9 protein-coding genes are annotated in these 13,642 nt (G+C 39.3%); 4 read left to right on the forward strand and 5 right to left on the reverse strand.

Annotation, left to right across the window (positions count from 1 at the left end):
- Positions 1-768: 768 nt before the first annotated feature.
- A complete protein-coding gene (locus MUN87_RS06215; protein WP_244746846.1) occupies positions 769-2,727 on the reverse strand; it encodes a glycoside hydrolase family 127 protein in 1,959 nt (652 codons plus the stop codon).
- A 334-nt stretch (positions 2,728-3,061) separates the two neighbouring features.
- Between MUN87_RS06215 and MUN87_RS06220 the strand changes: the two genes are divergently transcribed.
- Positions 3,062-3,952, forward strand: a complete 891-nt coding sequence (locus MUN87_RS06220) for an AraC family transcriptional regulator (RefSeq protein ID WP_244746847.1) — start codon at positions 3,062-3,064, stop codon at positions 3,950-3,952.
- Between the two features lie 200 nt (positions 3,953-4,152).
- Positions 4,153-6,240: a M6 family metallopeptidase gene (locus MUN87_RS06225; RefSeq protein WP_244746848.1), complete on the forward strand. Its 2,088-nt coding sequence runs from the start codon at positions 4,153-4,155 to the stop codon at positions 6,238-6,240.
- Between the two features lie 807 nt (positions 6,241-7,047).
- Here MUN87_RS06225 and MUN87_RS06230 read toward each other — a convergent pair.
- Both MUN87_RS06230 and MUN87_RS06235 read right to left on the reverse strand, forming a co-directional pair.
- The gene (locus MUN87_RS06230) at positions 7,048-8,304 is read right to left on the reverse strand and encodes a cytochrome P450 family protein (RefSeq protein ID WP_244746849.1); all 1,257 of its coding nucleotides are present in this window, start codon (positions 8,302-8,304) and stop codon (positions 7,048-7,050) included.
- Positions 8,305-8,568: 264 nt separating this feature from the next.
- The gene (locus MUN87_RS06235) at positions 8,569-9,621 is read right to left on the reverse strand and encodes a PQQ-dependent sugar dehydrogenase (RefSeq protein WP_439649661.1); all 1,053 of its coding nucleotides are present in this window, start codon (positions 9,619-9,621) and stop codon (positions 8,569-8,571) included.
- 221 nt (positions 9,622-9,842) lie between these two features.
- Here MUN87_RS06235 and MUN87_RS06240 point away from each other — a divergent pair, with 221 nt between their 5' ends.
- Both MUN87_RS06240 and MUN87_RS06245 read left to right on the forward strand, forming a co-directional pair.
- Positions 9,843-10,073 carry a hypothetical protein gene (locus MUN87_RS06240; RefSeq protein ID WP_244746850.1) on the forward strand — a complete coding sequence of 77 codons (231 nt, stop codon included), beginning with the start codon at positions 9,843-9,845 and terminating at the stop codon, positions 10,071-10,073.
- Positions 10,074-10,109: 36 nt separating this feature from the next.
- On the forward strand, positions 10,110-10,292 hold the full coding sequence (locus MUN87_RS06245) for a hypothetical protein (protein WP_244746851.1): 183 nt from the start codon (positions 10,110-10,112) through the stop codon (positions 10,290-10,292).
- A gap of 3 nt (positions 10,293-10,295) precedes the next feature.
- On the opposite strand, the gene MUN87_RS06250 is transcribed toward MUN87_RS06245, so the two are convergent.
- Together MUN87_RS06250 and MUN87_RS06255 are read right to left on the reverse strand one after the other, a co-directional pair.
- Positions 10,296-11,681, reverse strand: a complete 1,386-nt coding sequence (locus MUN87_RS06250) for an MDR family MFS transporter (protein ID WP_244746852.1) — start codon at positions 11,679-11,681, stop codon at positions 10,296-10,298.
- Between the two features lie 379 nt (positions 11,682-12,060).
- Positions 12,061-13,572, reverse strand: a complete 1,512-nt coding sequence (locus tag MUN87_RS06255) for a glycine betaine uptake BCCT transporter (RefSeq protein ID WP_244746853.1) — start codon at positions 13,570-13,572, stop codon at positions 12,061-12,063.
- Between the last annotated feature and the right edge of the window lie 70 nt (positions 13,573-13,642).

Here is a 13,642-nt window from a genome sequence, read left to right on the forward strand (position 1 = left end):
GTGTGGTATGATACCGCTCCGTCCAACCACTCCGCGTCCTGCGGGGCACGGCTGGAGCTAACTTTGTGAAGAATAACGCTTCACAAAGTGGATCTCCAGCACCTGCACAATCCCGCGGGAGTCTCCGTGGTTGGTCTCCGCTGATGTATAGCTCCACAATTTATGTGACAGCTAGGATATGAAGCACTATCTGCAAGATTTACACCATAATTGATGAAATACATTGCCTAGCACCACTGCTTCTAGCTGTTCCAATCGTTGTAGTACTTCCCATTAGCGTAGGAAATAGGCGGAGACTCCCGTGGAATCAGCGCGAGCTGAAGATCCACTTATGAAAGAAAAGAATTTTCTTTCATAAGTTAGCTGAAGCCGTGCCCACAGGACGCGGAGCCTATTTCTGGAGCTTTGTAACGCAGATAAAATATTTCAAAATGACCGTTTTGCCATACAGCCTTAGCATTACATAATCCACATTATAGGAACTCCACATCATCTTCATTATGATTACTGATGTGACCAGACTTATATATTTTCTTGACTGATAAGAAAAAAATGGAAAAGCCCACCTAGTCCTAACTAACAAATAATCCATCATTTATTCAATGGCTGTTTATATACATGAGGCCAATATACTAGCTCTTACAAAAATTGTTGAGTCACTTCTGTAATTCCTTTTTACAATTTTCTTAATGAATGCTATACGTTTTTGCTCACAAAATAGGAACGGTTCCTTCGTAAAATATCGAAGGAACCGTTCTTGACTCTATATTATTGAAACTCTCGTATCCAGACCGTCATTTCATTTTCTCCGCGGTTGCTCCATGCATAGTATGGAATGGCGGTTATGCTTCTATCTGTAACTGGATATCTTTTTGTCGTATAAAGCTCATTTTCTACTGATTTTCTCACCGTTTGTACAGCACTTCCGATAATGACATGGACACCGTTTAATAAGTCTGGTTCATACTGAACAGTAAATGGTTGATCGGTTTTCACTTGTATATCCTGAAGATTTGAACCGTTATCATTTTCTTCTAAACAATAGATAACAGGCCCTCTCTGTAATACTACTTTTCCCGCATTATTACGAACATCCGGATGTGCACGCACTACTTCTACTGGCATTTCAAATAATAATTCAACAGTATCTCCATCCTGCCATTCTCGTGTAATGCAGGCATATCCCTTGCTAACAGAGACTTTCTCCTCTTTCCCATTTACGACGATTTTAGCATTGCTGCACCAGCCTGGAATTCGCGGTGACAAGGAAAAGGCTGTGGCGCTATCTGTTGAGATAGTGAAAGTAACCTTGCCATCCCATGGATATGCTGATGTTTGTTCCAATCGAATATGCTGTCCATCCATCTCAAAGGATGTATCACCACCTATATATAAATGGACAAATATTCCGCTATCATTGGTTGAATAAATATATTCTCCAAGCGATGCTAATAATCTCGCTATATTGGGTGGGCAGCATGCACAGCCAAACCATTGTTGTCTTGTCGTTTTGACTGTTTCCATATCATGACGGCAATTTGCTGTATGCGGCCAGACTTCCAATGGGTTCACATAGAAATATCCCTTTCCATCTAATGATATGCCACTCAATGCCCCATTATATAAAGCTCGTTCTAGAATGTCAGTGTATTGATGATCCGCTTCGATTTGGACCATGCGATGCGCCCACATGATCAAAGCAATGGAAGCACATGTCTCCGTATAGGCACGGTCATTAGGCAAATCATAATCTACTGTAAACCGCTCTTCATAAGAAGAAGATCCTATCCCACCGGTTACATACATTCGCCGATTGACGGTATTGTCCCATAAGACCCGGCACACTTCTAATAACGCTTCATCTTCCAGTTCATTTGCTAAATCGACCATCCCACTATATAGATAGGCTGCTCTTACGGCGTGGCCTTCTGCAGTAGTTTGTTCTCTGACCGGTAAATGAGCCTGATAATAATCATAATTTCGATAATCTAATTTTTCATCGACACCTTTTTGCTCCAATTCTTGATCATAGTAATGAACAGGGTTTCGCTTTCCTCTTTCCTCGATGAAATATTGACACAAATCAATATATTTTCTATCTTCTGTTATGTTATACAGCTTCATTAGTGCCAGTTCAATCTCTGGATGCCCCGGATATCCGCGCTTTTGATCAGGTTGATCCCCCAATACGACAGAGATATGATCCACTAATTTACTGACTATATCAATGATTCGTTTTTTGCCCGTTGCCTGATAATAAGCTACAGCAGCTTCAATCAAGTGACCAGCACAATACAATTCATGTGCCTCTTTTAAGTCTGTCCACTTCCTATTTGGATCATTGACAGAAAAGTAAGTGTGTAGGTACCCGTCATCCTCTTGCGCTTCCTGTATCAATTCGATGACCTCATCCATTATTTTTTCCCAATGTGGATCTCGATCGTCTTGCAAGGAGAAAGCGACGGTTTCCATCCATTTATACAGATCACTATCCTGAAAGACCATGCCATAATGTGTACCTTGTTTACGACCCGCAGCTATTTCAAAATTTTCAATAGTTCGGCTTGGCTCTGCTCCGGGAATACGATCATTTAAAGCGTCCCATTGGTAAGGAATGATCGATTGCTTAACAAGCTTTTGCCAAGGGTCCCAAAATGGATCATGAATCGATACCTTTTTTAGGGAAATTGGCTTCATTTTAGCTAGTGTATGTTCTTTAGTTCTCATTTAAATCCACTCCCTTTACTGATTTCGATGAAATGAAGTTTCTTATTTGGTTTCGCTTACAATAGTTTAGCATTATTCAGGAATCACGTAAGTAGTGTATTTCAAACAAAAGGTGGACTTTTCTGACTCGATATTAGAAAAACTTAGCATTCACACTTCCTAGCATGCACCGTAATATTTCTTATACTTGATACAACTAACATTTTCACTACTACATTGCTAAAATCTTATGCTTTCTTAACGTGATATAAAAACATTCATGCTTTTAACTATTCAGACAGACGCTGTAAAAGGTATAATGAAACAAAGAATCAGAGAGTGAGGCCCGTGAAATATGACGTTTATTAAACTAGATATAGAAACACCGGTTAACTACATTTCAGGTGGACTATTTGAAACCGATCAACACTGGTCTCATAAGAGGCGAATAATCGATAACTACGAAATGATTATTGGCGTGAATGAAACGCTGTTTATTGAACAGGACGGCGTGCAATATGACGTTCAACCAGGAGATGTCCTGTTTTTGTTTCCAGATAAAGTGCATAATGGCTATAAGATTTGCAATAAACACGTTTCCTTTTACTGGTTCCATTTTGAATGTAATAGTATTTCGACCGCCTGCACGATAAACGATGATATGGTCTTACACATTCGTACCAATCCAGAAGCAGGCAGAAAAATAAAAAGTATTTATTTCCCTAAATTTTCACCATTAATGTTTGCTGACCGTCTCAATATTTTAGCCAATCAATTACTTGATGTAGATAATTCCAACTATTACTCACGTATGAGCGTAAATTACTTAATGACTGCCCTGCTGATCGAGTTTTCCGAACAAACTTTTGTCCATTCCTCTGTACAAGCATCTACTTTTAATGAAAGAGACATGAACATTAACCATATTTTAGAATGGACACGCATTCATGCATTTAACGGAATTTCTGTTTCGACGGTAGCAGATCGTTTCAGTTACAACAAGGAATACCTGTCACGTTATTTCAAGAGAAAAACCGGAAAAACATTGCAGTCCTATATCCATGCGTTACGGATCTCAAAAGCGAAAGATTTACTGGTAGGTACCCGTCAGAATTTAAAAGTGATAGCAAAAAGTATAGGAATAGAAGATGAAAAATACTTCATGCGTTTATTTAAAAAGTATGAAAAAATGACACCTACTGAATACCGGAAGGCGTTTGGGAAAACCCGGTTAAATCGGCATTAAAATACTGCATGCGATTCTGCAGGAGAGACCACCTCTTCCAACGATACAAGAATGTGAAGCAGGATATATGAATCAACTTATTGCTCGATTTCCTTACACTTTCTAGCTATTTTGTATGAATTTCGGTGATAGATATACCCTCTCTCATGATCTCATGATAGAATAAATGCAATTTTATATGATGAGAGGGGAAATGATTGATGAGAGAAAACGATTCATTGAAGTTTTTACTTACTAGTTTCATAGTATTTCTAGCCGCTCTGTTTGTCACACCAAATCTATTCGCAGCATCTAGTGATATTTCTAATTGGGATGCAGAACGTTACGGGGACAGAATAGATATAGACGCTAAATTAAACAAGCTTTCTAAAAATGAAAATTTCATCAGACAAACCGAACAAAATCTAAAAAAACAGGCAAAAAAACTTCCTTTATCTGAAAAAAACGCCACAAAACAAACTGCTTCAGACGCTAATTTCTCCTATGACGGTGGTACCAAATATTTCTTAAATCGTAATTTATCCTTAAAAACCTATACATTACGCAGTGTCGGTGAAAATGTCGAAATTTGGGTTGCCGACGATCTATCTTTTCCTGAAGGTGATACAAGACCAGACCATGTTGTGACACAACCACAAGTAGATAAGCTGCGTGATGAATTCGATTCCAATATTTATCCAAAAGACACCGCATTTTTTGGCATGCCTGATACCTTAGATGGCAGTAATGCGCCTTTACCTGAAATGGTCGGACTTCCTGAAGATTACTATGAAGGCAGTGATAAAGTAATCATCCTCGTTGATAATATCCAGGATGACAATTATGAGGATCCGGAATATCCTTTTTTCGTTGCAGGCTTCTTCTGGCAAACGATTGAAAATTATATTGATCGAAATATCGTAACGATCGACAGCTCTAACTGGGATACCCGCTTAGAATCTACTTTTTTTGCAACAACTATACATGAGCTGCAGCATTTAATCCATGCTGATAATGATGGCGCCGAGGAGTCATGGTTAAATGAAGGGATGTCCACCTTCTCTGAATACTTAGGTGGCTACGGGCATGACGCAGGTTCGATTAACTTTTACTTAGATCACCCGGAAAACTCCTTAGTAAACTGGGATGAACACGTGTCTGCAGAGACTGGTCCGGAAACAATTGCAGACTATGGGCAAGTCTATCTGTTCACACTATTTATGAATGAACAATTCGGACAGGAATTCATTCGTGATTTGGCCAAGAATACGTCACAGGGTCTATCAAGTGTGAACGAAGTACTTAAAGAATACGGTTCGAAAAAGAACTTCACAGATGTTTACCAGGACTTTATCACGACACTCGCAATAGACGATGACAAATATAATTTTAAAAGTATTGACCTGCGCAATCTGCCAGTTGATGATGAAGGAACACCACGTGGCATAACAGTCGATTATGAAAAAGCTTTAACTTATGAGAAAGATGGTGTGCCTGCATGGGGTGGTGATTTCAAAACGTTAGATTTCGATGAGAAGATCGATACGATTCATTTCGACGGGATTGATTTTCGTTCCACACCATGGACCTCTGTTAATGATCCCCTAGGTTCTGGTGAGAAAGTACTTTGGGGTGGCAAAGCGGATGAAGCGGACAATGAGCTTGTTTTCGAAGCAGATCTTACCTCACTGTCAAACGCTACACTGCAATTTGATCATTTCATTGATATTGAAGAACAATGGGACTTTGGCGTCGTGCAAGTTTCTACGGATGGCGGTGAAACGTGGGAAAGTTTAGCAAATGAAAACACAAGAAGTGATGTAGTAGAGGAAGGCTATCCAAAAATTAAAGAGAATGTTCCTGGATTTACTGGACATTTTGAAAACTGGCAGCAGGAATCCTTTGACTTATCAAACTATTCTGGTCAAGAGATTCTGATCTCTTTCCGTTACCTTACAGACTGGGGAACAACTAATGATGGCTGGTACATTGATAATATCGCTATTCAAGAAATAGACTATTATCAGGACGGATCCTCAACGGAACCTTTCACGTCATTCCAGGAATTAACGGAGACTTATGTAAACTATACTGTGACATTTATTAACGAACGGGAATTGAAGCATAAGACTAAATACAAAGTGATCACAGTCGATCCATTTAATGTGACAGATGAAAATGCTCTACAATTACGACAATTATTTAAAAAAGGTACCAATCGGATGATTACGTCGTATGCAGCTCCTGCTGATGACAAAAACCCTGTACCATTTACGTATGAAGTTGAATTGAAAAAGAAGGGGCGTTAAGAAAAACCAGGAAGCCCGCCCTGTCCTAATTGACTTAATCAATAAACAACTTCCTATAATATGGATTATGTAAACTAGCAGCTTAGTGGTCATTTTGAAAAAATATGTGTGGTATGATACCGCTCCGTCCAACCACTCCGCGTCCTGCGGGGCACGGCTGGAGCTAACTTTGTGAAAAAGAACGCTTCACAAAGTGGATCTCCAGCACCTGCACAATCCCGCGGGAGTCTCCGTGGTTGGCCTCCGCTGATGTATAGCTCCACAATTTATTCGACAGCTAGGATATGAAGCACTATCTGCAAGATTCACACCATAATTGATGAAATACATTGCTAAGCACCACTGCTTCTAGCTGTTCCAATCGTTGTAGCACTTCCCATAAGAGTAGGAAATAGGCGGAGACTCCCGTTGAATCAGCGCGAGCTGAAGATCCATTTAGTCTGTGCCTGTGTCTGCAAGCATCGCTTCGAAGTGAGCTTCCTCGGCACAAGGCAGCAAAGCAGCTTTTCAATTAGTAGCCTAGCTGAAGCCGTACCCACAGGACGCGGAGCCTATTTCCGGAGCTTTGCTAAGCAGATTAGATATATCAAAATGACCATTTTTCAATACAACCTTATTACAATAATCCATATTATAAGACCCAGATTCCTATTCAGCATGATTACTACTATGACTGTATTTATATACTTTTTACACTTTAAATTTTCACTACATCGAACTGTTTTCATAACATATAAAAAATATTCGCTACAATACAACTACACCCCAAAACGAATTTTGGGGTGTAATGCTTATTTATAGAACGTTTTAGAAAGACACTGGTAAACTAGATAATCCTTGTGCAGCCAACTTAAATTGCCACTGCACTTGTTCTCTTGGAATACTTAATTTGATATCTGGCATTCTTTTTAATAATGTAGTAAACGCAATATCCCCTTCTATTCTGGCAAGTGGTGCGCCTAAACACATATGTACCCCTTGTCCAAATGCAAGATGTCGCTTCAGATCTCGTGACACATCTAAATCTTCTGAATCTGAGAAGACTTGTTCATCACGGTTTGCTGATTTCAATAGCGGAAAAAGTATGTCACCTTTTTTTATTTGCTGTCCGCCTAATTCTGTATCTTTTCTGGCATAACGAGGACCAGCAGTTGTAGATGGACCGTGATAACGCAATAATTCCTCTACAGCATTTGGAACAAGGTCAGGATCATCTTTAAGCAGCTTTAATTGTTCAGGATGATCCAGCAGCATTAAGGTACCGGTTGAGATTAAATTTGAAGTAGTCTCATGCCCTGCAAAGATTAACAGTTGAACCATTGAAAGCAGTTCCTTTTCCGTTAACTTATCTCCTTCTTCTTCTATTGCTATCAGTTCGCTGATTAAGTCTTCCCCAGGTTGGTATCGTTTTTCGTCAATAAGCTGTTTGAAGTAATCACCAAATGCTTCCAGACTCTTCACCACATCTTCGTTAACGCTACCTACACCCAATCCACTAGCAATTACTTCTGACCAATGATAAATTTGTTCACGATCAGATTCAGGAACTCCGATCATGTTTGAAATAACATTGATTGGCAGTTTATAAGCATAATCTACTACTATATCCATTTCTCCTTTATCTTGGACCTGATCAAGTAAATCATCTGCTATCTTCTGTACACTTGGTCGTAAACTTTCCATATATTTTGGAGTGAATGCCCTCGATACTAATCGTCGTAAACGTCGATGATCCGGCTCATCTAATGCATTTAATGAGTTAGAAAGAAATAGATTTGAGCTCACTTCCTCCGAACTATTAATTAATGATGTTTTTGTATAACTGCTTTTCTCAATAGTAGAAGGGTCGACACAAAATGTTGCCTGGTCTTTCAATACTTGTTTAGCCTGATCCATATGTGTGACAATCCATGTTTGATTTTCAGGATCCCCCATCGGCATCGGTATCGGCCGAACAGATCCATTGTTTCGTAAATCCTCAAAAACAGCGAAAGGATCCCTGTTAATTTTACCACCTAGCACTCCTAAAACTTCTTGTTCCGGTGTTATTTGTTTCGATTCCATCAAATTCATCCTCTCAGCAGTTATCCATTTCCATTCTAACAACTTTGAGTAAAGGACATAAGGTACAAAAGACCACATCCATTTGTCATAAAAACCTGCTTTCTGCGGATAAAGTTAGTCAGTGGGGGTTTTTGACTCCTACTGATCATTAGCGAAACTTATCAGGGTGTTAGCGTCTGTTCCCACTTAGCTTCTTGGTGATACTCGAAGCTTGAAGCGGAAGTCTTACAGACGGTTAGCACTGTGATAAATTACTACTGAGATCTAATCTGTTTCACTAAGTGACATTCGATAAAGCTTATCATCATTCTCATCGGGATTACCTCGACCATCTGTTTTATTACTGATAAAATATAGAGAGTCCTCTTCAACCAGCACATCGCGAATTCTTCCTAACCCGCTCACTGCTTGACGATACTCCTCCGATTCAAGATCAAACTCTAAAACAGCTTCTCCTCGTAATGCAGCGACGTACAATTTTTGTTGATAAAAATCCATACCAGATGGAGCCCAGGTAGTATCAGTACCGGAAGTAAATAAAGGAGAAACCATACCCTCCTGCTCCTGACGACCTTCTATCACCGGCCATCCATAATTGTTACCTTTTTCTATTTTATTTACTTCATCATTGGCACTGTTACCGTGTTCAGTGGCATAGAAAGTACCTGAAGACGACCAGGTCATGCCTTGTGGGTTACGGTGTCCATAGCTAAATACGTAGGAATTAGAAAATGGGTTATCATTTGGTACTGTGCCGTCAAGATTCAATCGTAATATCTTACCACCCAACGATTCCTGGTCTTGCGCGATATCCTCCTGACTGGCATCACCTGCAGTTGCATACAGTTTTCCATCCGGTCCAATCTTTAAGCGACCGCCATGATGATACGAACCACTTGGGATCTTATCAAGAAGTAAGTCTTCTTCTATCCAAGTATTATCCTGCAAGCGAAGTGTGACAATACGATTAAATTGGCCAGCACTGTCCTGATAAGTATAATACGCATAAGCAAGATTTGTTTCTGAAAAATCAGGATCTAGCACAAATCCTAACAACCCTGCTTCTGCCGCTGTCGCAATTTCTTTCTTCAGTTCAACGCTTTGCCGTTCTACTTCTCCATTTTCAATTTTGACAATATTTCCTGGTCTTTCCGTCAGATAAAAAGTATCCTGAGATTTTTCGATTGACCACGGCACATCAAGGTTTTCTGCTACTACTTCGACTTCCTTATTTTCCTGATTATTCGAGCTGGCGTTCTCTTCTTCTCCAGTATTTTGTTGCTCATTGTCTGTGCACCCTGTCATCAGAAAAATCATCGTTACAAAAAATAAGGTTACATGTTTCAAATTGATCCGCTCCTTCCGTTTTAAGATTAATGTAACAAAAAACAGATTGGGAATCACTTCAAACGCAGGTTAACTATGTAAATTTTTCGTTTTGATCCTTAGTTGTGCAGGTTATTGGGAGTAAATTGAAACCTGAGCGCCTGCTCAATCGTTATCATAATAGAAGGGAAAAACAGGAGGATGTACCATGTTTGTTACATGCTATTGGCGGATACGGAGGAACAGATTTCAACATAACAGATTGCACATCGAATCAATCGGTTCCCTCAATCAGAAGACGCTCTATTGTTTATTCATCCATTAAAGAAACGTTATTGAATGATGACGCGTATTTTCTGAATAAGACAAATTTAGATCACTTCGACACGCTAACTTTGATTGCTATGACTATTGCCGTAGAAATTTGTTATTTTTTCTACTAATTAGCATCAGCTCATTTTATTAATGGAGAGATCGTAATGAAAAAATGGTGGAACAAAACAAAAAGAAATCCAAAGAAGAATAAACCACACACTTTTTGGGAGTTTTTGCTGGATATGCTGATTTGGATTCCTGAGATTCTTTTTCTGCCTTTTCGTATTATCTTCTGGCTGTTTAGAGGTGCAGGAAAAATAATGGGTAACTTATTTGATAATATTTGATTCCTATTTAGAGCGGTTACCCTCTATAAATAAAGACAGGAACATGCCACCTATGCCAATACATGTTACTACAATAAACGCAACTGAAACTCCATGCACTGCTCCTGCTACCCCATATACTGTCGTGTCTTGTTCACTGTTTGTCATGATTGTAACAAGTACCGCTGTTCCTAATGCGCCTGCTACTTGTCGCATCGTATTATTCATAGCTGTTCCATGTGGGATTAATTCTTCAGGAAGTGCATTTAATGCTGCAGTAGTAAGGGGCATTTTCACCATCGCATTACCGACCATTGCTACTGCATGAACAATCATTAGATAAATGAATGTTGTTTGCGCACTGATATCCGTTAGCAAAAAAGCACTAAAAGTCACCAACGAGAGACCGGTAAATGCCAGCCACTTAGAACCAACCTTATCATAAATTCTTCCTGTAATTGGTGACAGGACACCCAAGACAATACCTCCAGGCATTAACACAAGACCAGACTCAAAAGCTGTGTAGCCCATCATCTTTTGCATATAAATCGGTAATATCGTCATCCCGCCAATAAAGGTTATAAATACGATAATAACAAGTATTAAGGATAGAGAAAACATCTTATATTTAAAAACCCTAAATTCAAGCATTGCTTGTTCTTGCTTTAATTGACGCTGGATAAACCAGTACAAGCCAACCACCGCGATTAGTAATGGGAAGATAACCTGGTAGCTGCCCCAGCCATTACTACCTGCCATACTAAACCCTAACAGTAAACCACCGAATCCAATTGTTGATAACATCACCGAAAGCACATCTAATACAGGAGAGGTACGTTCCGTTACATTTTTCAAAAGAAAGTAACCTGCAATCAGAATAAATACCGAGACAGGCAGAAGGAGCTGAAATAAAACACGCCAGTCAAAATTGTCGATGATCCATCCCGATAATGTTGGACCTATTGCCGGAGCAAAAGCAACCACCAACCCAAACACTCCCATTGCTCTTCCACGTTTTTCTACAGGGTAAAGTGTGAATAAAACAGTCTGCATTAATGGCATCATAATCCCAGCGCAAGAAGCTTGAACGATTCGCCCAACAAGTAATGTAAAGAAGTTGACGGAAAGAGCACAGATAAATGTACCCGCTGTAAAGAGAATCATCGCTGTAAAAAATAAAGTGCGAGTTGTATATTTTTGAATTAAAAATGCGGTTACCGGAATCATAATCCCATTTACCAACATGAAACCTGTCGTTAACCACTGCGCAGTATTCTCTGTAATGTATAAGTCCTCCATTAAATGCGGCAATGCTGTCGTCATTATAGTTTGATTTAAAATGGCAATAAAAGTACCTATCAATAACACGGTAACAATTGCATGCTTACTTACTTGCTTCGTTTCTTTCATATGTCGTACACCTCTGCAAATATTTACTGTCCCACTGAATTTGTTCTTGCTTTAGTTATTTGCAGAAGAGTTATAATTACTCCTAATTAACCAAAAAAATTAGTGAAAGAGAAAAAAGTTTCGGATGTGAAAACAAAGAATATGCTACAACTTTTTTACTGTAGTTAGAGAACATCCAGAAAGAATGCTAATGCGCAATTAGCGGTAAATGTCGTTGCAGATAGCGCTCTATATACTATCTTTCGCATCAGTTATATACCAAAATTCCATAGCGCAGGCTAATCTTGACAACAAAAAACCTAACATAACAGGCAATTTGCTTGTTATGTTAGGTTTTTATTTTAACAAAGATTTTTAGCTGAACCGCTATAAAAAATACTTATACTTTTCTTCTTTTAATCCGACCAATACCCAGCTCTTTTGCTTCCTCTTTCAACGCTTTTAATAAACTGATCGCCATTAACGCAATGATGATGGAAAATGGTAATGCTGCAATGATCATCATATTCTCGAGCGCCTGCAACCCACCTGTGTAAAGCAGAACCAGTGCGATTGCAGAGAGCAATATCCCCCAAGTAAATTTTATCTTATTACCAGGATGGTGCGAGCCATTGGTAGTCATCATCCCTAATACATAGGTCCCCGAATCTGCAGATGTAATAAAAAATGACCCGATCAGAATCATTGCTGTAATGGACATCACCAGCGACATCGGATAATGAGAGAACATGCCAAATAATGATTCTTCTGCTGAAAGACTAGAGATATCAGCAATTCCATTGTGCTCCAAAGATATAGCAGAACCACCAAAGGTCGAGAACCATAAGAAGACGACCAGGGATGGAATGAGAAGAACAAAAAAGACGAATTCTCTAATACTTCTTCCCTTCGACACACGGGCGATAAAAATACCGACAAATGGTGCCCAGGCAATCCACCATGCCCAATAGAAAATCGTCCAGCCGTTAATCCAACCGCGAATGTCTTCATTTAATGGCGCGATTCGAAAACTCATCTGTGGTAATGTTTGGATATAGGTTCCAATCGTATTAGTAAATAAATTAAGAATAAAAAGCGTCGGTCCAAATATAAACATTAGCAAAAATAAAGCGCCCGCTAATATCATATTGGCATTACTCAATATTTTTATCCCTTTCCCTAAACCAGACCAGGCAGAGATTAAAAAGAGGACGGTAACAATCGCAATAATAATAAATTGGATCCAAATCGTAGCAGGCACATCAAAGAGATACTTCAAGCCACCGTTTATTTGAACTGCACCAAACCCAAGTGAGGTTGCAACACCAAGTACAGTCGCTAATACAGAAAAGATATCAATTGCTTTTCCAGTGACGCCATTTACCTTATCGCCGAAGATAGGATGCAATGTCGCACTAATTAACCCGAGCTTACCATGTCTAAAATGGAAATAAGCAATTGCAAGAGCGACAATCGCATAAATAGCCCAAGCATGAATGCCCCAATGGAAAAAAGTAAACCGTAATGCATCCTTTATCGCCTGATCGGTACCCACTTCACCGGTCGGAGAGCTGATCGCATAATGACTGATAGGTTCTGATGTTCCATAAAATACAAGACCGATCCCCATACCGGCACTGAATAACATCGCAACCCAAGTCGGTCTGGAAAACTCCGGTTTTTGATCTTGACTTCCAAGTCTGATACGTCCAAATGGAGAAATCAATAGGTAAAGACAGATTATCAGCACGATAGCAACCAGTATTAAATAATACCATCCAAATGCGTCTGAAAAGAAGGTTTGAATATTTGCAGTTAATTGATCTAGTTGATCAGGTAGAGCCGCTCCAGCAATTACGAGCAATAAGAGTATCGATAATGATATGTAAAATACGACATAACGTTGTTTCATATAATTTCCTCCTACTAATGCTAACGTTATGACGTAGTATTGTCTTTTTTAGAATTATCATGTAACTTGA

It is taken from the genome of Gracilibacillus salinarum (assembly GCF_022919575.1).
Classification (GTDB): Bacteria; Bacillota; Bacilli; order Bacillales; family Amphibacillaceae; genus Gracilibacillus; species Gracilibacillus salinarum.